General features: G+C 63.9%; 25 protein-coding genes, 3 tRNA genes and 1 pseudogene. 17 read left to right on the top strand and 12 right to left on the bottom strand.

Annotation, left to right across the window (positions count from 1 at the left end; all coding sequences use genetic code 11):
• The first annotated feature begins 19 nt into the window (after positions 1 to 19).
• The 14 genes from M5J20_RS01775 to M5J20_RS01840 all read left to right on the top strand — a co-directional run bounded on the left by M5J20_RS01775 (position 20) and on the right by M5J20_RS01840 (position 8,898).
• Positions 20 to 93, top strand: a tRNA-Arg gene (locus M5J20_RS01775).
• Positions 94 to 200: 107 nt separating this feature from the next.
• A complete protein-coding gene (locus tag M5J20_RS01780) occupies positions 201 to 368 on the top strand; it encodes a hypothetical protein (protein WP_253575742.1) in 168 nt (55 codons plus the stop codon).
• Positions 365 to 580: a hypothetical protein gene (locus M5J20_RS01785; RefSeq protein WP_253575744.1), complete on the top strand. Its 216-nt coding sequence runs from the start codon at positions 365 to 367 to the stop codon at positions 578 to 580. Before M5J20_RS01780 ends, M5J20_RS01785 begins: the two co-directional genes overlap by 4 nt.
• A gap of 74 nt (positions 581 to 654) precedes the next feature.
• A complete protein-coding gene (locus M5J20_RS01790; protein WP_253575745.1) occupies positions 655 to 1,098 on the top strand; it encodes a hypothetical protein in 444 nt (147 codons plus the stop codon).
• Positions 1,095 to 1,409 (top strand): transcriptional regulator, encoded by a 315-nt coding sequence (locus tag M5J20_RS01795; RefSeq protein WP_253575747.1) that lies wholly within the window; start codon positions 1,095 to 1,097, stop codon positions 1,407 to 1,409. The genes M5J20_RS01790 and M5J20_RS01795 overlap by 4 nt, the downstream gene beginning before the upstream one ends.
• A gap of 21 nt (positions 1,410 to 1,430) precedes the next feature.
• Positions 1,431 to 2,246 carry a mycolate reductase gene (gene cmrA / locus M5J20_RS01800; protein WP_253575749.1) on the top strand — a complete coding sequence of 272 codons (816 nt, stop codon included), beginning with the start codon at positions 1,431 to 1,433 and terminating at the stop codon, positions 2,244 to 2,246.
• Positions 2,239 to 2,874 (top strand): oligoribonuclease, encoded by a 636-nt coding sequence (gene orn / locus M5J20_RS01805; protein WP_367614839.1) that lies wholly within the window; start codon positions 2,239 to 2,241, stop codon positions 2,872 to 2,874. The genes cmrA and orn overlap by 8 nt, the downstream gene beginning before the upstream one ends.
• Positions 2,875 to 2,919: 45 nt before the next feature.
• Positions 2,920 to 3,906, top strand: coding sequence for a sugar-binding transcriptional regulator (locus M5J20_RS01810; RefSeq protein ID WP_253575751.1), 987 nt, complete (start codon positions 2,920 to 2,922; stop codon positions 3,904 to 3,906).
• Positions 3,907 to 4,018: 112 nt separating this feature from the next.
• A complete protein-coding gene (gene deoD / locus M5J20_RS01815) occupies positions 4,019 to 4,750 on the top strand; it encodes a purine-nucleoside phosphorylase (RefSeq protein ID WP_253575752.1) in 732 nt (243 codons plus the stop codon).
• A gap of 32 nt (positions 4,751 to 4,782) precedes the next feature.
• Positions 4,783 to 6,171 carry an MFS transporter gene (locus M5J20_RS01820; RefSeq protein WP_253575754.1) on the top strand — a complete coding sequence of 463 codons (1,389 nt, stop codon included), beginning with the start codon at positions 4,783 to 4,785 and terminating at the stop codon, positions 6,169 to 6,171.
• Between the two features lie 13 nt (positions 6,172 to 6,184).
• Positions 6,185 to 6,841 (top strand): deoxyribose-phosphate aldolase, encoded by a 657-nt coding sequence (gene deoC / locus M5J20_RS01825; RefSeq protein ID WP_253575756.1) that lies wholly within the window; start codon positions 6,185 to 6,187, stop codon positions 6,839 to 6,841.
• Positions 6,841 to 8,493 (top strand): phospho-sugar mutase, encoded by a 1,653-nt coding sequence (locus tag M5J20_RS01830; RefSeq protein ID WP_253575758.1) that lies wholly within the window; start codon positions 6,841 to 6,843, stop codon positions 8,491 to 8,493. The genes deoC and M5J20_RS01830 overlap by 1 nt, the downstream gene beginning before the upstream one ends.
• Before the next feature lie 79 nt (positions 8,494 to 8,572).
• Positions 8,573 to 8,648, top strand: a tRNA-His gene (locus M5J20_RS01835).
• 174 nt (positions 8,649 to 8,822) lie between these two features.
• Positions 8,823 to 8,898: transfer RNA gene (locus tag M5J20_RS01840), tRNA-Lys, on the top strand.
• A 473-nt stretch (positions 8,899 to 9,371) separates the two neighbouring features.
• On the opposite strand, the pseudogene M5J20_RS01845 reads toward M5J20_RS01840, so the two are convergent.
• The 11 genes and pseudogenes from M5J20_RS01845 to M5J20_RS01890 form a co-directional block, all read right to left on the bottom strand.
• A pseudogene (locus M5J20_RS01845) lies at positions 9,372 to 9,618 on the bottom strand (UDP-N-acetylmuramoyl-tripeptide--D-alanyl-D-alanine ligase); the annotation flags it as partial.
• Positions 9,619 to 9,647: 29 nt separating this feature from the next.
• Positions 9,648 to 10,052, bottom strand: a complete 405-nt coding sequence (locus tag M5J20_RS01850) for a MerR family transcriptional regulator (RefSeq protein ID WP_234947521.1) — start codon at positions 10,050 to 10,052, stop codon at positions 9,648 to 9,650.
• 1,275 nt (positions 10,053 to 11,327) lie between these two features.
• Complete coding sequence (locus M5J20_RS01855; protein WP_234947523.1) at positions 11,328 to 12,284, bottom strand: hypothetical protein; 957 nt, start codon at positions 12,282 to 12,284, stop codon at positions 11,328 to 11,330.
• An 85-nt stretch (positions 12,285 to 12,369) separates the two neighbouring features.
• A complete protein-coding gene (locus tag M5J20_RS11560) occupies positions 12,370 to 12,558 on the bottom strand; it encodes a WhiB family transcriptional regulator (RefSeq protein WP_350354672.1) in 189 nt (62 codons plus the stop codon).
• Positions 12,559 to 12,680: 122 nt separating this feature from the next.
• Positions 12,681 to 12,890, bottom strand: a complete 210-nt coding sequence (locus M5J20_RS01860) for a hypothetical protein (protein WP_253575760.1) — start codon at positions 12,888 to 12,890, stop codon at positions 12,681 to 12,683.
• Positions 12,887 to 14,998: an AAA family ATPase gene (locus tag M5J20_RS11450; protein WP_253575762.1), complete on the bottom strand. Its 2,112-nt coding sequence runs from the start codon at positions 14,996 to 14,998 to the stop codon at positions 12,887 to 12,889. Before M5J20_RS11450 ends, M5J20_RS01860 begins: the two co-directional genes overlap by 4 nt.
• A 139-nt stretch (positions 14,999 to 15,137) precedes the next feature.
• Positions 15,138 to 15,389: a hypothetical protein gene (locus tag M5J20_RS01870; RefSeq protein WP_253575764.1), complete on the bottom strand. Its 252-nt coding sequence runs from the start codon at positions 15,387 to 15,389 to the stop codon at positions 15,138 to 15,140.
• 83 nt (positions 15,390 to 15,472) lie between these two features.
• A complete protein-coding gene (locus tag M5J20_RS01875; RefSeq protein ID WP_253575766.1) occupies positions 15,473 to 15,988 on the bottom strand; it encodes a hypothetical protein in 516 nt (171 codons plus the stop codon).
• 50 nt (positions 15,989 to 16,038) lie between these two features.
• Positions 16,039 to 16,269, bottom strand: coding sequence for a hypothetical protein (locus M5J20_RS01880; RefSeq protein WP_253575768.1), 231 nt, complete (start codon positions 16,267 to 16,269; stop codon positions 16,039 to 16,041).
• 186 nt (positions 16,270 to 16,455) lie between these two features.
• Positions 16,456 to 17,235, bottom strand: coding sequence for a hypothetical protein (locus M5J20_RS01885; RefSeq protein WP_253575770.1), 780 nt, complete (start codon positions 17,233 to 17,235; stop codon positions 16,456 to 16,458).
• Positions 17,236 to 17,251: 16 nt separating this feature from the next.
• The gene (locus M5J20_RS01890) at positions 17,252 to 17,437 is read right to left on the bottom strand and encodes a helix-turn-helix transcriptional regulator (protein ID WP_234947531.1); all 186 of its coding nucleotides are present in this window, start codon (positions 17,435 to 17,437) and stop codon (positions 17,252 to 17,254) included.
• 97 nt (positions 17,438 to 17,534) lie between these two features.
• Between M5J20_RS01890 and M5J20_RS01895 the strand changes: the two genes are divergently transcribed.
• From M5J20_RS01895 to M5J20_RS01905, 3 genes are all read left to right on the top strand, one after another.
• Positions 17,535 to 18,218: a helix-turn-helix domain-containing protein gene (locus M5J20_RS01895; protein ID WP_253575772.1), complete on the top strand. Its 684-nt coding sequence runs from the start codon at positions 17,535 to 17,537 to the stop codon at positions 18,216 to 18,218.
• Between the two features lie 79 nt (positions 18,219 to 18,297).
• Entirely contained in the window at positions 18,298 to 19,365 is a 1,068-nt protein-coding gene (locus M5J20_RS01900) for a tyrosine-type recombinase/integrase (protein ID WP_253575774.1), read from the top strand.
• 220 nt (positions 19,366 to 19,585) lie between these two features.
• Positions 19,586 to 20,149, top strand: a complete 564-nt coding sequence (locus M5J20_RS01905) for an isochorismatase family protein (RefSeq protein ID WP_253575775.1) — start codon at positions 19,586 to 19,588, stop codon at positions 20,147 to 20,149.
• Between the two features lie 4 nt (positions 20,150 to 20,153).
• Here M5J20_RS01905 and M5J20_RS01910 read toward each other — a convergent pair whose 3' ends face one another.
• A complete protein-coding gene (locus tag M5J20_RS01910) occupies positions 20,154 to 21,377 on the bottom strand; it encodes a hypothetical protein (protein WP_253575777.1) in 1,224 nt (407 codons plus the stop codon).
• Positions 21,378 to 21,413 lie beyond the last annotated feature (36 nt).

The raw sequence follows: 21,413 nt of genomic DNA on the forward strand, positions 1-21,413 counted from the left end.
CGCTAGGATTGCCACCACTGCCTCCATAGCTCAGTGGATTAGAGCAACCGGCTTCTACCCGGTGTGTCGCGGGTTCGAGTCCTGCTGGGGGCGCTTTTTCTTGCCGACGATTTTCCCAGGTCAGCGCAGTTTCCCTCCTCCAGATCGAAGAAGTGGGTACCCTCGGGGCCACACCCCGACAACTCACGAGGAGGAATCCCATGACTGAGCACACCAGCCGCCCGCCGAAGAGCGAAGACAGCATCGACCAGCTGGGCGATCCGGACGCCACCCACAAGATCCAGGAAGAGGCTTCCGCGGACGAGACCCACAACAACGCCGAGATCACCGGCGAAGGCGCAACCGAGGCAGAGGAGAAGTGGCCATGACGAACCCCGATAACCACGGTGTTGAGCCGGGCAGCGAAACCGATCGCCTGCTGGACGCGGCCACCCGCCGCATTGGCAACGAGCCTGACGACGACGGTTCGTTCGGCGACTTCGACGCCGCCGACCAAGATGCCGTTGACGGCCCGCACGACGTGACTACCGGCGAGCACGGCGATACCCCGGACCAGATCCGCACCGACATCGACCGCTAAGCGCTCGTCGTACACGAAACCCGCCCCCAAAGGCCCTTGACAGCCCTGAGGGCGGTTTTTGTATACTTTCCACCATGGAAAGCAACCAGATCTCACGCGATGAAGCCCGCGCCGCGCTGGATGCCGTCGACGCGATCGAGCGCCAAACGCACGATGACGGCACCCCGGAGGTGTGGCCGACCGCAGCCGTCGGCGCGCTGTTCGGCGCCGCCGTGGTGATGACGCTGATGGAGACCAACTGGGTGTTCCTGCTGCTCGTCCTCACGGTGGTGATCGCGGCCGGCATTCTCCTGCACGGCCGGAACCGGAAAGTCCGCGCGAGCTACAAGCAGCCCGTCCAGGAAGACACCGGCGGCTCCAACTGGCTGGCCGTCCTCGCACCGATCCTGACATTCAGCGTTGTCACGATTCTCCCCCGCGGCAATTGGCCGATCGCGCTCGCGGCCGGCGCAGTAGCCGCAATTGTCATGGGTGCTGCTATGTGGCACGACACCAAACCGCACGGTGGCTCGCGATGAGCGCGATCGACCCGGTGATCCACCCGCTCGGCCGGCTGCAGATCTGCGCGACACTCTTCCACTCGGGGGCGGTGGAAACACAGACCGGCCGCCAGGAGATGCGCTTCGCGGCGCTCAAGGACGCGGTGGGCCTATCCGATTCTGCGTTGTCCAAGCAGCTGACCGCCCTGGAGGAGCACGGCTACGTCACCCGCTTCCGCGAGTACGGCGCGAGCCGCGCCAAAGATACGGTGTGGGTCACGCTGACCGCCGAGGGGGCCCGCGCCTTCGAGGGGCACGTGGCCGCGCTCAAGGAGATCGCCGCCGGCTAGGGGCAGGGTAAGTTTGAGGCCATGGCTTTTCCCCAACCGTCGATAAGCGCCTACGCCCTGGTGACGGGCGCGAGCCAGGGCATCGGTGAGGCGATCGCCCGCAAGCTCGCCGCCGCCGGGCACAACCTGATCCTCGTCGCCCGGCGCGAGGACGTGCTCATGCGCATCGCCGACGAGCTCGCCGCAACCCACGGCGTCAACGTCGAGGTGTTCGCCGCGGACCTGTCGAAGGAGCGCGATGTCACAGCGCTCATCGAGCACATCGAGAATCGCACTGTATCTATCTGCGTGAATTCGGCGGGCATCGCCAGCTTCGGGCCGTTCATCACCGCGGACTGGGACTACGAGGTCAACCAGTTCAACCTCAACGCCACGGCGGTGTTCCGCATCACCAAGGCGGTGCTGGACCAGATGGTGGAGCGCGGTTCCGGCGCGCTGTGCAACGTCGGCTCCGCCGCGGGCAACTCGCCGATCCCGAACAACGCCACCTACGTGTTCACCAAGGCCGGCGTGAACACCTTCACGGAATCGCTGCACTACGAGCTGAAACCCCTCGGTGTCCACTGCACCCTGCTCGCGCCGGGACCGGTGCGGGAGGCGGAAATTCCGGAGGAGGAGCAAACGTTCGTCGATAAGCTTGTGCCCGATTTCCTGTGGACAACGTACGAGTCCTGCGCCGAGGACACCCTGCGCGCGATGCGCAAGAACAAGCGCCGCGTCGTGCCGGGGCCGCTGTCGAAGGCGATGGATGTGGTGTCCACGTACGCCCCGCGAGGGTCGCTCGCGCCGCTGATCGGATCGTTCTACGAAAAGATGGGAGAGGAACAGCGTGCTTGAGATCGCCGCGAAGGATAACCGCATCGTCTGGGTCGACCTGGAGATGACGGGGCTCGACCCCTCCCGCCACGTCATCGTCGAGGTTGCGGCGCTGGTCACGGACGCGGAGCTCACGCTTCTCGACGACGGCATCGATCTCGTCGTCCACGCCACCGACGCCGAGCTCGGCGAGATGGACGCGTTTGTCACTGAGATGCACACCTCGAACGGCCTGCTGGAAGAGATCAAGGCCTCGCCGGTCAGCATCGAGGAGGCCGAGGACGCGGTGCTGGAGCTCATTGCCAAGCACTGCGACCCGGCGCACCCCGCGCCGCTGGCCGGCAACTCAATTGCCACCGACCGCGCCTTCATCCGCGCCCACATGCCCCGCCTCGACGCGGCGCTGCACTACCGGATGATCGACGTCTCCACCATCAAGGAGCTCTCCCGCCGGTGGTTCCCCAAGGCGTACCAGAACCAGCCGGAGAAGGGGCTGAGCCACCGCGCGCTCGCCGACATCGTCGAATCCATCCAGGAGCTGGATTATTACCGACGCTCCGTGTTCACCGCCGCGCCGGGCCCGGACGGCGATACCGCCCGCGCTGCGGCCGCCGCCGCGCACGACAGCTACAGGAAATATTTGCAGTAGCGTTCGGTAGGCGAACAGGGTCCTGAGTGCTTTAGCATGTCGCGTATGGATCAACGGGATGCTGACGCGCTCGATGCCGCCAAGCTCTACTACCGCGAGGACCTCAGCCAGGCCGAGGTGGCTGCGCGCATGGGCCTGTCCAGGCCGACGGTTGCGAAACTCTTGCAGCTCGCCCGCGACCGCGAGTTCGTGGTCATTGAAATCCGCGACCCGCGCGAGGCTGGCGCCGACCTGAGCGCGCAACTCATCGACCGTTTCAACCTGCAGGGTGCGCGCGTGGTCTACCCCCCGCGTAACGACGATTCCTTTTTCGGCACCGAAGCAGCCCAGGCAGTGCTCCAGGAGATCGGCCGCACAGGCGCGCGCTACCTCGAGGAGATCGTTGAGGACGGGATGTCCATCGGCATCGCCTGGGGTAAGACGCTGCGCAGCGTGGCTAAGCACCTGCGCCCCACCACCACCCGCGCCCGCGAAGTGGTGCAGCTCAAGGGCGGTTCCTCCCGCTCGGGGGTCACCACCCACAATTTCGACGCGATCCACCAGTTCTGCAACGCGTTCAACGCCCCGGCGCGCATGCTGCCGCTGCCGGTGATCTTCGACAAGGTGGAGACAAAGCAGATCGTCGAGCAGGACTCCTACATCGCCGAGGTGCTGCAGCACGGCCGCGAGACCGACCTCGTGGTGTTCACCGTGGGTTCGGCGAAGAAGGAGAGCCTGGTGATGAACCTGGGCTACCTTTCCGACGACATGGTGGAGGAACTGCTCGGGGTTGCGGTGGGCGACGCGTGCTCGCGCTTTTTCACGCACGACGGCGAGATTGCGGCCCCGCGCGTCAACGACCTCACCGTCGGCATTTCGCTCGACGAGCTGCGAACCCGCCCGCGCCGCCTCCTGGTGGCCGGCGGGCTGTACAAGGCGGAAGCGATTGAGACCGCGCTGTGGATGGGCCTTGCTACCGATCTCGTGGTGGACCAGCCAACGGCCGAGCTCGTGCTCGAGTTGCACGCCAAGCGCATGGCCGCGCAGGTGTGACAAAAGCAAATCTTTTGCACAAATGTAAATTGCGCTATTGCCGTGTGTTACTTTTCTTCCTAGAGTGGGAGGTGGATCACCTACTCCCCCACAAGGAAGGATCGCAGCCGCCATGGCCCTGCATCTCGACACCCCCACAGCATCCACCCCGCACATCGTCCCCACCGGCCCGATCGCGGAAACCGTCCTCATGCCCGGCGACCCGCTGCGCGCCAAATTCATCGCCGAGACCTACCTCGATGACGTCGTGCAGTTCAACGCCGTGCGAAACATGCTCGGCTTCACCGGCACCTACCAGGGCCACCCGGTGTCCGTCATGGGCTCCGGCATGGGCGTGCCCTCCATTAGCCTCTACGCTTGGGAGCTCATCCACATCTTCGGCGCGAAGAAGCTGATCCGCGTCGGTTCCTGCGGCGGATTCCAGCAGGACCTGAAGCTCTTCGACATCATTGTCGCTTCCTCCGCCTCGACCGACTCGAACTTCCTCACCCAGTACAATCTCCCGGGCACCTACGCCCCGACGGCATCGTGGAAGCTCCTGGAGGCCACCTACCTCGAGTCCAAGAAGCAGAACGTGGACATCCACGTGGGCAACATCTTGTCCTCCGACATCTTCTACAACTTCCAGGACGACGCGAACGACCGCTGGACGCGCATGGGCGTCCTCGGCGTGGAGATGGAATCCGCCGGCCTTTACGCCACCGCCGCCGAGGCTGGCGTGGACGCACTCGGCATTTTCACCGTCTCCGACGTGATCGGCTCCGGCGAGAAGACCACCGCTGAGCAGCGCGAAAGCGCATTCACCAGGATGATGGAACTGGCGCTGCCGTTGGCAGCCGTCTAGTCGCCGCCGTTTTTGCCGAAAGAAGGGCTTCCATGACAACCGCTAACCCTGCCGCCGGTGGCCTCAACCCCAAGCGGGCCGTGCCCATCATCCTGTTCACCTTCGTCTTCTCCCTGATCGTGGACAACGGCTTCAAGTTCATGACCGACTCGATGGGTGAGGCGCTCAACCTCACCCTGAACGAGGTCAGCCTCCAGGCATCACTCGCCGGCGTGATCATCGGCATCGGCGCCGTGGTGTACGCCGCGCTTGCCGACGTCGTGAGCATCCGCAAGCTCATGCTCGTCGGCATCGCCCTGACACTGGTCGGTTCCGTGATCGGCTACGTGGGCCAGAACATGTGGTCCATGGTGCTGATCGGCCGTGTCGTCCAGACCACCGGCCTCGCCGCCGCAGAGACGCTCTACGTCATCTACGTGACGAAGCACCTGAGCGAGCAGGAACAGAAAACCTACCTGGGCTTCTCCACCGCCGCGTTCCAGGGTGCGACCCTGTTCGGCGCGCTGACCTCCGGCTACATCGCCACCCACATCTCGTGGACCGCGATGTTCCTCATCCCGCTCATCCTCATCGTCGCCGTGCCGGTGATCCTGAAGACGGTGCCGGAAGAGGAAAGCCTCGAGGCCGGCCACGTCGACTGGGTCGGACTGCTGCTCATCGCCGTGCTGGCCACCAGCGCCATCATGTTCATGCAGGCGTTCAATTTCCTGTGGCTTATCCCGCTGGTCGTCGGCATCGCGCTATTCGTCGCGCACATCAAGCGCGGCGCCCGCCCGCTGGTCAGCCCGGAATTCTTCCAGAACCGCGCCTACGTCACCGCGCTCATTCTGGTCTTCGTGGTGTACTCGGTGCAGCTCGGCTACCTCGTGCTCTTCCCGGCCATGGCCCGCGAGGTGCACGGCTTGTCCGCGGACACCGCATCCCTGCTCCTCATCCCGGGCTACACCGGTGCGGTGCTGGTGGGCATCTTGTCCGGCAAGATCGGCCAGTTCCTGCCTAGCCGCCCGGCGATCTTCACCGCGCTGGCTTCCGTGATCGTCGCCCTGCTGATGCTCGCGTTCTTCATGGAGCTCGGACCCTGGGTGTTCGTTGTGTCCTCGCTGCTGTTCGCGTGCGGCTTCGCGCTGCTCTACGCCCCGCTCGTGGCCACCGCGATCGGGGATATCCCCCCGGCGAAGTCCGGCATCGCCATCGGCTTCTACAACCTCACCATCAACGTCGCGGTCCCGCTCGGCATTGCCTACAGCGCCAAGCTCGTCGACCTCAACCTGGCGACGCCCGGCTTCCTGCCCGCCAACGCCGGCAGCTACCCCGTCGTCATGCTCATCCTCGCGCTCATCGCGGCGGCCGGCACCGCCCTCTACGCGGTACTGACCGCCCGCATGCAGCGCCCCGCACAAACCATCTCATCCACTATCTAAGGAGATTCCCATTATGACTTCCCTCTCCCGCACCGATGTCGCCCAGCTGATCGACCACACCCTGCTGAAGCCTGAGGCCACGCACGCAGACGTCGAAAAGCTCATCGCGGACGCCACCCGCCTCGGCACGTTCTCGGTGTGCGTCTCCCCGTCCATGCTCCCGATCGAGACCCCGGAGGACCTCAAGGTCGCCGTGGTGTGCGGCTTCCCGTCCGGCGCCGTGCCCACCGAGGCGAAGGCGGCCGAAGCCGCGTACTGCGTGGCCAACGGCGCAGACGAGGTTGACATGGTGATCAACATCGGCGCCGCCAAGGAGGGCAACTGGGACCTCGTGCGCGACGACATCGCCGCCGTGAAGAAGGCGTGCGGCGACGTGCTGCTCAAGGTCATCATCGAGTCCGCCGTGCTTACCGACGACGAAATCATCGCCGCCTGCAAAGCCTCCGTCGACGCCGGCGCCGAGTACGTGAAGACGTCGACCGGCTTCCACCCGGCCGGCGGCGCCTCCGCCCACGCAGTGCGCCTGATGCGCGAAACCGTCGGCGATGCCCTCGGGGTGAAGGCTTCCGGCGGCATCCGCGACGCAGCTGCCGCGAAGGAAATGATCGACGCCGGCGCATCCCGCCTCGGCCTCTCCACCTCCGAGGCAATCCTGGAGGGGTGGCAGTAATGGCCGCGCTCCAGGACATCGCCCAGGACTGGCTCGCCCACGACCCGGACCCGGCGACCCGCGAGGCCCTCGCCGCGGCCATCGAGGCGAAGGACGAGGTAGCCCTCAGTGCCGCGTTCAACGGTCCGCTCGAGTTCGGCACCGCGGGTCTGCGCGGCGAAATCGGCTTCGGCGAGTCGCGCATGAACCAGGCCGTGGTCATGCGCGCCACCGCCGGCTTGGTGGCGTGGCTGTCCAAGCAGGTGGAGCGCCCGCGCGTGGTCATCGGCTGCGACGCCCGCCACGGCTCCGCCCAGTTCGCAGAGGCGGCGGCCAAGGTCGTCGCGGGTGCGGGCGGCCATGCGATTTTGCTGCCGCTGGGGCGCCCGACACCGCTGACGTCGTTTAGCGTGCGCGCCCTCGACGCGGACGCCGGCATCATGGTCACGGCGTCCCACAACCCGAAGTGGGACAACGGCTACAAGGTGTACCTCGGCGGCCGCGCAGCCACCGGCGACGCCGCGGGCGTGCAGATCATCGCGCCCGCCGACAAAGAAATCGCCGCCGCCATCGCCGCCGCCCCCGGCGCCGACGAGCTGCCCCTGGGCACGGACGAGCAGATCGAGCGCGTGGACACCAGCGCCGCGTACCTCGCCGCCGCGAGCGCCCTCGGCCGCCCGGCCACCGACATCACCATCGTGCTCACCCCCATGCACGGCGTCGGCGGCGAGCTTGCGAAGCAGGCGCTTGCCGACGCCGGCTTCACCAACATCGTCGAGGTGTCCGAGCAATGGGCGCCGGACCCGGACTTTCCGACGGTCGCCTTCCCCAACCCGGAGGAAGACGGTGCCCTCGACCTCGCCGTCGCCACCGCGAACGACGTGGGCGCCGACGTGATCATCGCGCTCGACCCGGACGCGGACCGCTGCGCGCTCGCCGTTCCCGCCCGCGACACCGCCAGTGCCGGCACCCATATCGGCGGCGGCTGGCTGAAGCTCTCCGGCGATGAAACGGGTGCGTTGATTGGCGAGTGGGCTGCGTCCCGGGCGTCGTCAGGCACCACTGCCTGCTCGATCGTGTCCGGCCGCATGCTCTCGCGCATCGCCGAGGCGCACGGCCTGCGCCACGCCACCACGCTGACCGGGTTCAAGTGGATCGGCCGCACGCCGGAGCTTGTGTACGGCTACGAGGAGGCGATCGGCCACTGCGTCGACCCGGCGCACGTGCGCGACAAGGACGGCATCTCCGCCGCCGTCGTCGCCGCGACCATCGTCGCCGAGCTCAAGGCCGAGGGCATCAGCGTCCTCGAGCATTTCGACCGCCTGGCCGCGGGGTACGGGCTCTACCGCACCCAGCCGCTGACGTTCCGCGTGCAGGACCTGTCGCTGATAGCCGAAGCCATGCAGCGCTTGCGCGCCCAGCGCCCCGCAACACTCGCAGGCTCGCCCGTCACCGAATACGTCGACCTCAACGACGGTTACGGAGAGACGCCCGGCACCAACGGCATCCTCATCCGCACCAGCGCCGACGACCGCGTGATTATCCGCCCCAGCGGCACCGAGCCCAAGCTCAAGTGCTACCTCGAGGTGGTCATGGACACCGTTGATTGGGAGGCCGCCGACGCGCGCCTCGCCTTGCTTTCCGACGCCACCCGCGAGCTCTGCGGCATGTAGCCGACCACGGCCCCTAGCTGCGGTTTTTGTAAAGCTTAGGGGCCGTACTAAGGTAGATCGCGCTGCTTTCGCAGCGATGGTGGCTGTAGTTCAGCTGGTAGAGCACTAGGTTGTGATCCTAGGTGTCGCGGGTTCGAGTCCCGTCAGCCACCCCAGCGTCGAAGCCCCGGTTCCCGCCGGGGCTTCACTGCTTTCCGACGTTCGGTTGCAGGCCTCCCCGCACCCCTCCGCGGATCGCATTTCCTCCCGCTGAGCAGGCGATTTCACCCGTGCGGAGGAGACTGCTATAGTTCTTTTTCGTTGCCCAGCAGGGCACGAACAAGTAAAAAGCGCCACTAGCTCAATTGGCAGAGCAACTGACTCTTAATCAGTGGGTTCGGGGTTCGATTCCCTGGTGGCGCACCATAGGGCCAGGCCAGAGGGCATAAATCCACTCTCTAGCCTGGTCCATTTTCATAAAGTGGCCAAAAATTGGCCAGAATGTCGCCGCCACTGTCCCGGACAAACCTGCGAGGAGCCGGCCCGGCGACCACGGTTCATCTCGCGACACGTCTTCCCCGTTCGCGCGATCGCCGGCATGACTCTAGCTCGCGCAAGCGAAACCCAGAGCCCCACGGCGTGGATACCCGACTCGCACTCCATCGTTACGCTCGGCCTGGACTCGACCGTCGCGTCAGAAGACCGCTGTACTCGCCGTGATTGATTAGTGGCAGTTCGATACCCAGAAAGGTGCTCGCGGACGCTGGAGCCAGTATCGGCCCCGGGAAACCCGCGCTTCAGCCCGCCCGCTGCAAGCACAAACTCCTTTCCGCGATCGGACACCTTCACCGAGCGCACGCCGGGGCGCACCGCTGCAGCGGCTCGCCCGCCGGGCTGCGCATGGTGAAGGTGGCACGCGCCAGCTCATCCAGCTCCACGTCCGTGGCGAAGTATTCCGCCTTGCGGCCCTCCGCACAGAACGTGACCACCCGCGCGGTGGTGCGGGAGGCCATGGCGGCAACCAGGTCGTCGGCAACGGATGGCAGCGCCTCTACTAGCTCGCCCTTGGCCAGGGTGCGCGGAGCCCGCGTTGTGCACCACGCCCACCTGCGGCGGGGCGATGCGCGCGAGGTGCGCGATGTGGCCGCGAAACTTACCCCCGCCCAAGAAGCCAATCAGAGGCAATTCTCCTCGACAAACTGCCGCACCTCCGACATGAGCACGAAAAGCGAACCGCTACTGTCTCGCTCGACAGAAATGAGTCCATCACGCACCCATTGCCGCACATCATCCGGTTTGACCTGCATTCGGCGCGCCGCGGTGGCGGCGGAAACCCTGTTCTCGGCGCGCTGCTCTTCCGCCGGTCCATCCACAATCTCACTCATGCGGCGCCGCATTTCGTTGATCGCGATAAGAAACGGCCAAGCCTCTTCGTGTTTCGCGATCGCCGCCGCATGAGACTCAATCCAGCGACACCAACCCGACGGTTCCCCGCCTAACGAATGCTCGGGCTCGATCTCGTCTCGCAGGTGTCGGCACCATTCACGAAGTCGAATCTCGACCAATAGCGTCGTATCCACGACTCGATCGTTCCCCGGCGCCGTCGGCCCGAATGTAGGCCTCATCTTTCGCGCGGTATCAGAATGGCCGCGCATTGTCTTCATTTCCTCGATCGCACCTAGAAGGCGTCGAGCATCCCGTGCAGCCGACGCGACGGCTGCACGCATCTCATTTTCTGAAATCATCAGACCTCTTCCGTATTTCATCCGTGCCGGCGAATCGCCGGCACTAATTCAAGCCCCACCTGAAAGCTCACCCCGAGCGCCATTCGCTGCATAGCTCACGCCCCGCCCGGGCCGCGAACGGCTGGCGCTGCGTTTGCGGACGTTCACCCCGACTTCCCAGTGGCGGCACTAGCGACAGCGGCGCCCGCTGCGACAACAATGCAGTCCACCTAAACGAGCGACGTGCCGCGAGAGGCGACTTCTGCCGCCGCCGCAGCCAATCTGTCGCCCTCTAACTCCCCGCGGTTCTTCGCGGCGCCGTTCCCGCCCGACGCTTGACCGTGGCGCCAGAACGGGGGCGGCGGCACTACCGCGCCACAACTCGCCCGCGGACACCGCGAAGGGAAGCCCCTGGCGCACGCTTCCAGAGTCAAGGCACTAGCCCTTCGGACAGCCTCATTTCGTCCCGTAACCTAGTTCGATCACACCTCAAATCGGTTACGGTTATTGCAGAGGGCGAAAACGCCAGACCCGTAGCCAGCCCGAGCGCCTTTGCCATCGGGGCGGCCCTGGGCCTCTGACCAGGGGGTTTCCCCAGGAGCCTTTTTGGGTGTGTTCGTTTCTTTCTTTCGTCGTCGGAAGCTGAGGCGCCGTTCAGAGCTGGGGGCGGCGGGGTGCTGGCCAGTGTGCCCGGCATCTGCGACCTGTTGTAGCCGTAGTTTCCGGGCATCGTACTTGTAGGGCTTACTCCGGCAGCTTGGAGGGGCTGTGCCGCTTGCGGGTGGCGAGCCTGGCCGCGATGCGCTCGTTCTCTTCCGGGCTATCCCGGTTGAGGAACAGCTCGGCGTCACTCGCACTGAGGCCATACCGCTCTGCGAGGAGCCGGCGCTGCCAGGCGTTGTCACGGTCGCTTTGTTCGCGGCTTTGGTCCGCCCGCTGGCGCTCGAGCTTTCGACTTTCCCTCTTGGCGCGCTTCTCCTATTCTCGAGCGAATTCGCGCCAGCGGTCCCGTTCGTGCTCGAGCTCTGCAACGCGGTCTGAAAGCTCTTGCAGCTTGTGACCCCGGTGCTCGGCAGCGACACTGTTGGGGTTAGGGGGCATGCTTTCCTCCCTGTGGTTGCCCTGTGAGCGCTAGGCGTCGGGGTCTAGTGGGCGTTGAGCCTTAACTTTGTTGGCCGCTGCGATCTTCTGACTGCGCGCTTCTTTTCGGTCTTCCGCGGTGATCGCCCTGCCGAAGCCCTTGTCGACTTCAACAATGGTCCCGAGTGCGTGAAGCGCGTGTTGACGCTGCCGCAGTTCGTTGAGCGAGGTCACTGGCGCGAGCTCGAAGTGCTTTATGTCGCCGCGCGCGAGGCTGACGAGAAACTCGCTGACATTGCCCGGCTGAGCTGCGGCCGCCGCCTCAAGTTGGGCGTCGTACTCGGCTGGCTCCCAGGTGTCTTCGGTGTGTACCCAGCCGGACGAGTACCGGTGCCGGATGAGCGGGTCAAACTCTCGCGTAGGCCGCGCGAGCGCGGCGCAGGTGCGCAGCTCGAAGAATCGCTGTCGCTGCCGCGGGTCGCCGAGGCCTGCTGATGTGGGGGCAATTGCCGAAAGTGCCGCGAGCGCGCGTCCAGACTTGCGAAGCTCGAGTGCGGCTTTGGGTTTGGTGTCGAGGGCAGTGTCCAGGTCACGGACGTTGCCGAGCTCCTTCACGCTCTTCATGAACAGCGCCGTCATCTTCTGGATGTCGAGTTGATCTAGTATCCAGTCGAATGCCGCCCCGTTCGTGAAGAGGGCGCGCTGCTGCCGGCCTAGCTCCTGCCCCAGGTCGGAGACCTCTGCGACAACTCGCCAGTGCTCTTCCTTTTTCAGTTCTGCCTGCACGAGCGTGTCCCATTCGTCGGCGGGAGCGTGAAGGAAGATCGCGGCGAAGTCGGGGCGGGGTACGCTATCGGCCCATTCGTTGAATGCTTCGAGGCGCTGGCGGATGCGGGCTTCGGGGCGTGGGGCGTCGAGAGTTACGCCCCAGGTCTCTTCGATGAGTTGGATTTGCCCTTCAAATCCGGATGCGGCCGGGATGGTGAAATCGAAGCCTTTAGCTGACATTGTGGTTTCCTTTCTGGAAGTTTGGGGATTAGGGTTTCGGGGCTCGCCGCGCGGGGTGGCGACCGGGGCGGCAATCGAGCGTGATTCATGCGGTCTCCTTCCGTGGTTTCCCGAGTTCGTAGAGTTCGCCGGCCCACACTCCATCCGCCCGCTTTGGGACATTGGCGGAGCACGTCGCGAGCACGGGGCATTTGCGACAGAGGTTTTCGGCGTGGGCAATCCGGTGCTGCTGTTCGGTTTTGGTCTCGCCGGGGTTGGGGCCGCGATCGAACATCGGGGCCTGCCCAACGCATAGGCCGCGGGCCAGGTCTTGCTTGTGCGGTTGTATTTGGGCTGCGAAGTATCGGAGCGCGAAGTTCTCCGTCGCGCCCTCTACCCCGCGGAGCTGTCTCTCAGTCACGGCGTATCACCTCCCGTCTCTAAGGCATCGACAATCTCATCGGCGAACTGGAAAGCCTGGGTGCGGTTAAGTTCGAGGATGTGGCGGGTGCCGTCTCTTTGCGTCACTGTGACGATGGCGCGATGGTGCCCTTCGGTATGGCGGGCGGTGACTACGACTTCGACGCTGCGCCACCCTCGCCCGCTGCGATTGAACCGTGCTTTCATGCCGCTATCTCGTTCCGGTAGTACTTGCCGCGTCGATCTTTTCGGACGGCGCCGGCGCGGATGAGTCCGTCGAGGGCGTCTCGAAGGTGTTGCCCTGGGTCGTGTTTGTTGAGCAGCTTGTTGGGAAGTGAAGCTTGCACCCGGGCGAGCGAGAGCCCCTTCTCGGCGCTTAGCGCTTCGAGTATTGGGGTGCTTAGCGCTTCGAGCGAGGACAGATCGGCAATGGCATCTGATACTTGGGCCGGGCTGCCGGGCTCGCTGCCGCCGCGGGTATCCGGCGAAGAATCCCCCGAAGGTGTCGAAGATTCCCGGAATAATGCGCGGGCGCCTTCGGGAACCTTCGAGAAGTCGATCGACCATTCCCAGCCGGATTTCATGCCCCGCTTCTCGGTTTTGACTCCGATTCGCTTCCGGGCTTTCTTGACTGCACTGTCGTTGAGGCCGGCGGCACGTGTTGCTTTGAGAACGTCGCTCGCCGGGGCGCTGCCGCCGTTCTCGATGAGGTAGTCGATAACCACTGCTTCGATCTCGCCGCGCTCGTCGTTCGCTTCGTCTTGAGGCGCAAGCAAGTCAGCAGCGGAAATGCTCGTGACACCTCCCCACTCGGCGCGTCCAACTTCCGCAGTCTCCCCCAGATCCACGGGAACGGTGGCGGAAACGATGCGGACTTCGCGCGAGACGGTCTCGCGAGCTAGGTTTCCCTTCGTATTCGTCACAACGAGTGTGCCGTCTTCTTTGGGTGCCACGGATAGCACGCTTCGCGCGATCTGTGACCATGCGATCGAACCGAGCATGAGTTTGCCGGGGTCGGCGCTTTCGCGTTTTCCGAAGTGGGTGAGACCAATGACGGCAATGTCGTGTTTGTCTGCCATTGAAGCGAGAGGTTCGAGAAACTGCCGCACGTCATCGTCGCGGTAACCGTCGAGGGAGCCGTGCATTGCGCTCTTCGCGGCGTCGAGCACGACGAGGTGCACGTTGTTGTCGACGAGAGCGCGGGTAAGCAGACCGGTATCGCCGGGGAGGGTGAGCGATCCGGCACCGCCGGTTTCAGTGGACACCTCGAAGAAGAAGACGTTGTCCAGATTGGCGCCGGCGGCTTGCAGTCGCGGCTTGACCGTAATTGAGGGGCTGTCTTCAGTTGCGAGGTATGCCACGCGCATAGGTCCGCCGGCAAGCTCTCCGCGGGTTGCCTGTGCTGCAATGTCGCACGCGATCGTGGACTTGCCGAGACCTTCGCGGCCGGCGAGCAGCGTTAGGGAGCGTTTGGGAATCCAGTTGGGGATGAGCCAGTCCAGGCGCTCGGTTTTGACGCTCGATGCCGGAATGAGGGTGACGCGGCGGCTGTTAGGGCGCTCTGTCAACGTGACTAGCTCGTCCGGGCCGTGCCCGGCTGCGATGTGATCGGTAAGGTCTTTGCCCGCTGCGGCGTGGGTGAATGACAGCTTGGCTTCGGGTTGTCCGATCGCGACGAGATGGTCGAAAACCTTGCGGGCGCGCTTATTTCCAGATTCGTCATTGTCGGCAACGATGATGAGGTCGCGGCCGATGAGGGGCGCCCAATCAGCTTTGTCGGGTGAAGTTTGAGCGCCCTGTGCCTGGGAGACGGCGGACGCGCCCCAAAACTCGCGGGCGCTGTTGACGTCTTTCTCGCCTTCGACGATATAGACCGGCCCTGTGCCGCTTATTGTCTCGATTCCGTAGAGCGCGCGGACGGCGATGTGCTTGCACTCGGCGCAGTTTTTGGGCGATTTGTTGTGCTTGCAGACTTGCCTGAAAACCTTGTTGGGTAGCCGGCGCACCACGAATCCATCCGTGTACGGATAGCGAACCTCTTTGTTGTCGAATAGGTCTGCCCACGATAGGCCTAAATCGTTGAGAATCCGCTCTTTGACTTGCTTCTCGTCCGGTTCGTCGAAGAAGTGAAGCGAGACCTGCTCGCCGTCGTAGAGCGCTGAGCCGCCCAAATCGTTCGCGTGACGAAGGCTGTGTCCCGGGGTTTGAAATCGTGCTCGCCGGCCGCTCTCAGTCTCATTCCACGCGAGCCCTTCGGCTTCCACGGCGTCGCGCACTCGCTCGAATGCGTTTCTGCCGTTCTTGTTGGCTGTCACTGTGTGGCTTTCCTTCCTGTGGCCCTGTGTGGTCTTTGCGCGAGCGCGCGGGAATTCTCTTTCTGAATGGGGACTGCCCCCCCTGTGGCCGCGGCGGGACTCGCACCCGCCTGTCTGCTCGTCGGCCTGCGCCTTCGGTTTAGAAGACGGCTTCGAGTCGATCGATCACCTCGCTGATTTGGCTAGCTGCGCATTCGTCTGTGCAAGAGCTTTCGACGTCGCGCAGGGTTTCCAGCGCGTCGAAGACAGCTAGGTCTTTGTATCTGTGGTCCCGGGCGAGCGTCTCGCGCTCTTCGGCGTACGCGCGTCGAATTGGGGCGAGCACTTCCTCGTCGTGCCGCCGGAGCGCTTCTGCCAGCTCTTCAGCGGCGCGGTTTCCGTTACCGTTCATCGAAAACTCCCTTCGTAAGATCGAGGTGAGCGAGCAACTCTTCGGCGTCGGCGACAACGAGGGCGTCTGCCTGGTCAAGAAGCTCATTCATCGTCGTTCAACTCCGCCCATGACGAGACGCCGAGCTTGGCGAGCGTGGCATCGTCTTCGGCCAGAAACGCGTCGAGCAGCTTCTTCACGGTTTCGGTGTCGCCGGCCCGGTAGGCGTCTACTAGCTCGTAGTGCATCTCTGCTTCGCGCGCTTGGCGTCGAGACGCTTGTTCAGCCGCTTGCTGCAGGCGAAGTCGCTCTTCTCTTTTGCGTCGCTCTGCCTCAGCGTGGGCGATCTTGGCTCCCACGCAATCGGGGCAAAGCTGGGCCGGGTGGCTCTCGCCGGATAGGTCGCGGTAGTTTGCGGCACTTACGAAGACAATGCGGGTGTCGTTTGGCGCGAGCTTTTCCCCGCACCAATTTGTGACGCGGTCGCGGCCCTTGTTCGGCAGGTGTAAGGCGATCGGCTTTGGGGTAACGTGACGGGTTGAGATGCCGTGCGAAAGCTTCTCTGTTGCCCCGGTTGTCGTTGGCGCGACTGCCGGGGTGCTTTTGTGTGCTGGGGTCATTGGATATCGTTTCCTTCCTTGTCTAGGCGGTTTTCTTTGGTGCCGCCCTGCTACTTTCGTCGGAAGCTGTCGAGGTCGGCGTCGAGAAGTCGCTCACGGATTGTGGTGACGAGGTCGCCGGTTTGGACGAGGTACCTTGCAAGTGCGTTGTTGTCGTAGATGCTGGCGTCGAAAAACTCGCCCAGGGCGATGCCGAGCTCGGTGGTGAGTGTGGCGTTGATGGTGTGGGTTATGTTGGCGCCGTTCGGAAACTTGGGGGCGGCGGCATTCCTGGCGTTCATGGTCAGCTCTCTCCTTGTGGTGGCGGCGTATTGGTTAGCGGTTCTTCTGCCCCTTGGGTGCAGTGCGGGTCGAGTAGTGCCACCGTTCTGCGTGGCCACATTGGGCAGGCGGTGTCGATGTTTTCTCTTCTGCGGGCCTTCACCTTCTTCGGCATTTCGCTTCACCTCTCGCAGGCCTCTAACCCGCTATGCGACGTATCCGTCCTCGAGTCCGTCGAAGCTGCGGTCGACGGCGGAAGAGCGGGTTAAGGGCCGCGAAACGGCGCTCGGGTGGTTGATTCTCTGGCGCGGCACCTTGGAAGACGTCGAGTGCCGGGTGCCGCCGGCAGTGTGCGGAAGTTCCGTCTTGACTGGGACGCCATTCGAGTAGAGCGCCGGGTCTTCGCCGTCTGGTCGATCAGGCTCGCACTCGTCGCGAATGAGTGCCCTCGCGTTCGAGATGGTGCTGCGGACTGTGCGGAGGTTGCGCCGCTCATGGGGCGCCAGGTTTCCATCTTTTAAGAGCTCATCGAGCTTGGTGAGCCCTTCGTTGAGCAGGCTGTCGAGGTGGAGATATCGAAGGGAGTCTGCTGGGGTGCAGCTCGTAGATGATTTCACGGGCGCGTGCTCTAGTGGTTCGGCCCCGAAGGTGGAGCGGTCGCCGCTCGCGGGAATCTTGGAATCTTCGGCACCTTCGGATTCTTCGGCGGAACCTTCGGGCGCAAGGTCTGCCGCATGCTCGACGACGGTATCGAGCGCGGCCACCCAAGTTTCGACCTTTTCCGACTTGATGAGCTCTTGGTTGTCGTAGATCAAGACCAGATAGCCGGGTTCGTTCGCGATTGAGTAAATCTCGAAGCGATCGTTAAGGGCGTCGGCGATTGCACGAGCGGCGTCCAGGTCGATGCCTTCGGCGAATATGCGGGGCTCATCGAGGAAGACTGCGGCCGTATCGCCTCGCTTCTCGATGGTGGGGATGAAAAGCATTGAGCGTTCCTTCTAGCTAGGCGGTGGCGGGTAGCTCGTCCAGGCCGAGCACGTCGAGTAGCGGCTTCTTTGGCACGACGTAGCGGCCGTTGATCTTCAGAACGGGCGCAGGAAAATTACCGGTACGCGCAGCCTCATAGGCGCTGCTGCGACTGATTCCCAGCAATTGTGCCGCTTCCGTGATCGTGATAGTGGCAGTCATGTATCAATCCTTCCCAGCAAGCACAATCTGTGCTGCTATCCCGAACACTACAGATTGTTCAGAATAAGCGCAAGAAATCCGTGTAAAGTTTCCGATTATGAGCACGAAACCGGTCGACGAGAACCAAAAGAAGACTCGCGGTGACCAAGCGGCCAAGGAATGGTCCAGCAAGCTAGCAGAGCAATTCGGCCAGGCGGTCAAGTTCTGGCGGGAAAAAATGGAGCTGACTGCTGTGGAGCTGTCGAACCGAACACGCGAGATCGGTTATCCGATTACGCGCGCCACGATCGCGAAGATCGAGAGCAACAGCCGTAATTCCAAAGTCGATGTAGCTGAGGTGTTGACTCTCGCGACCGCTTTGCATGTCGCCCCAATTGACCTCATCTTTCCAGGCCTGCCCGATAGGCGGCACTTTGCAACTCAACGGGTCGAAACGGTTAGTGAACGCGCCCAAGAATGGTTCACATCAAGCCCTAAGTTCGAGGAAGTCCCCCTGTGGCTCAAAGGTGGGCCTCATGCGATGCAGTACGAAAACAGCTTGGAGCTGCGCAGCGCGATCGAGAGATATCACAAGCTAGTTGCATCGATCGAGGAGTTGCCGGCAATGCAAGACGCTGAACCGTTCCTCCTCCTAGAAGGAGACGTCATCGAGCTAGAGGGCGCCGCATTCTACAAAGCACAGGTGCGCTTACAAGCCAGCGCCGTAGCTTCATACAACGGCGATGTCAGCCTTCCGCATTGGTTCGATTGCCTAGTGGAGCCCAAAGATGCCGAGGGGTAGGCCAGCGACAGCGCCCGGCACACACGGCGAGATTAGCTTCACCCAGCTCGACGGCGGCAAGGTGCAAGCTCATACTCGCGTGCGTCTGCTCAATGGTGAGACGAAGCGCATCCGAGTGCGGGGCAAGACGAAGGCAGAAGCCACCCGCAAAGTGAAGGCGCTAGCCGCTAACGCAGTCGCCCTACGCGACAACGATGAGCTGCGCACCAACAGCACCATTGCTGAGCTAGTCGACCACTGGTTAGACCACCACGACGGCGCCGCCGGCACCGTCGACGTCTACCGAAGCACTGCACGCAACCACATCACGCCCAACATCGGAGAGCTTCGGCTCAACGAAGTGCGGCCGTCAACAATGCAAGCATTCCTCCACCGGCTCGAAGAGATGCCGGCGACTGCGAAGCGCGCCCGGTCGATACTCTCGTCGGCATTCGGCCTCGCTGTGCGCCAAGACCTCATCACCTCAAACCCAATCCGCGAAACACTCCCTCCGAAGCAAAAACGCGGCGAGGTGCGCGCCTTCGAGGGTGACGAGCTCGCGACGTTTCTGGCGATGGTCGACCACTACACCACCAGCGGCCGCAAAGGCCGCGGCGCCGCTTTCCCCCGCTTAGTACGCTTCCTCGCTGGAACCGGCGTAAGGCTCTCCGAGGCGCTTTCGATTCGAGCGAGCGACGTCGACCTGGACGCCGAGACGCCGACAGCTATCGTCCGGCCAACGAAAGACGGCGGCACCTCAACCCGCGTCGTACAACTGCCGAAGATCGCCGCCGATGCGGCGCGAGACCAACTCCGAGACACCGGCGGCACGTTCGACTGGCTCTTCCCCACTTCCACCGGCACCCACATCTCGAAGTCGACTGCCGAGCGGTGGATGTGTGAAGCGCGACACGAATGGGAGAAGGCCGGCGAAGCGAAAGGCCGGCCCGATGTGTCGTGGGTGACGTTCCACACGATGCGGAAGCATGTCGCGACGGTGCTGTCGGAGCGAGTGAGCGTCAACGCGGCAACACAGCAACTTGGCCACGCTGACACCACGGTCACACAGCACCACTACATATCGCGGCCTAAGGCCGGGCCGGCTGTCGCAGAGGTGCTTAACGATCACTTGTTCCCATCTGAAAGTGGCCAAAAAGTGGCCAAATAGTCGCCGAGAAAAAACGGCATAAAGTGGTATAGCCAGCACTTGCAACGCTATACGCTTGGACTACGGGGCACTATCAGAAAAGTGACGGAAACGCAAACACCAAGTTTCCCTACCAGTGGGTTCGGGGTTCGATTCCCTGGTGGCGCACCATTTCCCAAAGAAGCGGGGCTAGCTGAAAGCATATCGGCTAGCCCCGCTTCCCGTCGGGTACTGTGTGCGCATGACTCGCGCACTCTTGCTCGTTGACGTTCAGAATGATTTTTGCCCCGGCGGCTCGCTCGCCACGGACCGCGGCGACGAGGTCGCCGAAGCCATCGCCGCGCTGCTCAATGATCCCGAGCGCACCGCCGCTTACTCCCACATCCTCGCCACGCAGGATTGGCACATCGACCCGGGCACCCACTTTTCTGATGAACCCGACTTCGTCGATTCGTGGCCGGTACACTGCGTCGCCGGCTCGCCCGGCGCGGAGATCCGCACCCCGGTGGATACCTCGAAGATCGACCGGTACTTCCGTAAAGGCGCCTACACGGCCGCATACTCGGGGTTCGAGGGCAGCGACGATGCCGAGGTCTTGCTCGCCGACTGGCTGCGTGAGAACGGCGTTGACGAGCTCGACGTCTGCGGCATCGCAACGGACCACTGCGTCCGCGCCACCGTCCTCGACGGCCGCCGGGAGGGGTTCCGCGTGCGCGTCCTCGTCGACCTCTGCTCCCCCGTCGACGAGGCCCGCGGCGCGGCGGCGCTCGAGGAGATGGCTGCCGCCGGCGCCGACATCGCCTAGCGCTTTAGCGACGGGAGAGCTGGTCTCGAACCGTCGTAAAGCCGTGTTTGTAGAGCAACGCGGTCCACAGGTACATCGCCGCGTGGTTGCTGGCGAGGACAAGATCGGGGTGAGTGCCCGTCAGCAGGCTGCGCACTCCTTCGTGGTGGATGTCGAACGGCAGCGAGATGAACCGTTCAACTTCCCACGTGTCCTGCGCCGCTGCGGCGGCGTGCAGGAACTCGTTCCAGCTGCGGTCGATGCGGGCGACAAAGGCGAAGCACGGCTGCCACCGCAGCTGGTCGAAGAAGAACCCTGCGTTGGCGAGCTTCGACACCCGGGCCGAGTGCCTGATCTCGTTGCCGATGTTGAGCTCTTCTTCCAGGCCTCGCAGCGCAGTCTCCGTGGGGTCGTAGACGCCGCCGAGTCCTAGGTCGCGCGGTTCCGCGCCTTCCGCGACGAAGTGCACGAAGCTGCGTTCTTCGGCGGCGTCATGCCCGCTCGCGATCATGAGCTTGCCCCGGACTCCCAGGACGATGCGTTCGTCGCTCGTGACGACGACCGTTCCCGTGCCCACTTTGGCCATCGCCGGCAGGGCCGCACAGTCGACGACACCCTGGGGGCTTACCTGGGCAATGTCGCGCAAGGTGTCACCCCCGTCCACCTTGGAATCCAGGTTGGCGGTCGTGCCGAGGAAATCGAAGTAGGTGGCGGGCGCCGGCGTGAGGGTGAATTGCGGGCGCTTCCGGCCGTCCTCGCCGCGGATGAGGGTCACTCGGGCATCGACGATGTCGACAGCATCACCGTTGAATACCGGGATACCGCGCGCCTCGGCGTCGGCGAGCACCTCGCCGAGTACGGCGTCGCGGTGCTCCTGAATGTTGGCCGCAAGCTCCCGCGGGGCGGCGAACTTGGTGAAGACGACGTCTGCGTTGGCGGTCCACTCGATTCCCGCGTTACTCGCCCTGATCACCGATACGTCGGGGATCTGCATGCGGCCGACCTGCACGCTCTGCCGTTTCCAGGTGTCGCCCGAGAAGCGGCGGATTGTGTCCTGCTCCCGCATCCTGCGGACATCGTTGAACAGAGCTAAGAACGCGACGCCCGCGGCGGACAGCGCAGTCAACACGGAGCCCAACGCAACAACGACCAGCTCCCGCGAGTAGGTGCCGTCCTCCGTTGCGAGGTAGGCCAAGCGGCCCGCCAGGAGAAGGGATACGCCCAGGACAACCCACCCGAGCGCTTTCATCACTGGCGACGCCTGCGTAAACGACGCGCCAGCACG

Origin of the sequence: Corynebacterium stercoris, from assembly GCF_024160105.1 — a bacterium.
Classification (GTDB): Bacteria; Actinomycetota; Actinomycetes; order Mycobacteriales; family Mycobacteriaceae; genus Corynebacterium; species Corynebacterium stercoris.

Bases quoted from the DNA above. Each gene is read 5' to 3' on its own strand.
- M5J20_RS01870 (WP_253575764.1), bottom strand. From the start codon at position 15,389: ATGAACGGTAACGGAAACCGCGCCGCTGAAGAGCTGGCAGAAGCGCTC.
- M5J20_RS01910 (WP_253575777.1), bottom strand. From the start codon at position 21,377: ATGAAAGCGCTCGGGTGGGTTGTCCTGGGCGTATCCCTTCTCCTGGCG.
- M5J20_RS01860 (WP_253575760.1), bottom strand. From the start codon at position 12,890: ATGAAAGCACGGTTCAATCGCAGCGGGCGAGGGTGGCGCAGCGTCGAA.
- deoC (WP_253575756.1), top strand. From the start codon at position 6,185: ATGACTTCCCTCTCCCGCACCGATGTCGCCCAGCTGATCGACCACACC.
- deoD (WP_253575752.1), top strand. From the start codon at position 4,019: ATGGCCCTGCATCTCGACACCCCCACAGCATCCACCCCGCACATCGTC.
- M5J20_RS01855 (WP_234947523.1), bottom strand. From the start codon at position 12,284: ATGTCAGCTAAAGGCTTCGATTTCACCATCCCGGCCGCATCCGGATTT.
- M5J20_RS01795 (WP_253575747.1), top strand. From the start codon at position 1,095: ATGAGCGCGATCGACCCGGTGATCCACCCGCTCGGCCGGCTGCAGATC.
- M5J20_RS01885 (WP_253575770.1), bottom strand. From the start codon at position 17,235: ATGCTTTTCATCCCCACCATCGAGAAGCGAGGCGATACGGCCGCAGTC.
- M5J20_RS01820 (WP_253575754.1), top strand. From the start codon at position 4,783: ATGACAACCGCTAACCCTGCCGCCGGTGGCCTCAACCCCAAGCGGGCC.
- M5J20_RS01790 (WP_253575745.1), top strand. From the start codon at position 655: ATGGAAAGCAACCAGATCTCACGCGATGAAGCCCGCGCCGCGCTGGAT.
- M5J20_RS01880 (WP_253575768.1), bottom strand. From the start codon at position 16,269: ATGAACGCCAGGAATGCCGCCGCCCCCAAGTTTCCGAACGGCGCCAAC.
- M5J20_RS01810 (WP_253575751.1), top strand. From the start codon at position 2,920: ATGGATCAACGGGATGCTGACGCGCTCGATGCCGCCAAGCTCTACTAC.
- M5J20_RS01905 (WP_253575775.1), top strand. From the start codon at position 19,586: ATGACTCGCGCACTCTTGCTCGTTGACGTTCAGAATGATTTTTGCCCC.
- M5J20_RS01895 (WP_253575772.1), top strand. From the start codon at position 17,535: ATGAGCACGAAACCGGTCGACGAGAACCAAAAGAAGACTCGCGGTGAC.
- M5J20_RS01890 (WP_234947531.1), bottom strand. From the start codon at position 17,437: ATGACTGCCACTATCACGATCACGGAAGCGGCACAATTGCTGGGAATC.
- M5J20_RS01780 (WP_253575742.1), top strand. From the start codon at position 201: ATGACTGAGCACACCAGCCGCCCGCCGAAGAGCGAAGACAGCATCGAC.
- M5J20_RS01830 (WP_253575758.1), top strand. From the start codon at position 6,841: ATGGCCGCGCTCCAGGACATCGCCCAGGACTGGCTCGCCCACGACCCG.
- cmrA (WP_253575749.1), top strand. From the start codon at position 1,431: ATGGCTTTTCCCCAACCGTCGATAAGCGCCTACGCCCTGGTGACGGGC.
- M5J20_RS01785 (WP_253575744.1), top strand. From the start codon at position 365: ATGACGAACCCCGATAACCACGGTGTTGAGCCGGGCAGCGAAACCGAT.
- M5J20_RS11560 (WP_350354672.1), bottom strand. From the start codon at position 12,558: ATGTTCGATCGCGGCCCCAACCCCGGCGAGACCAAAACCGAACAGCAG.
- M5J20_RS01875 (WP_253575766.1), bottom strand. From the start codon at position 15,988: ATGACCCCAGCACACAAAAGCACCCCGGCAGTCGCGCCAACGACAACC.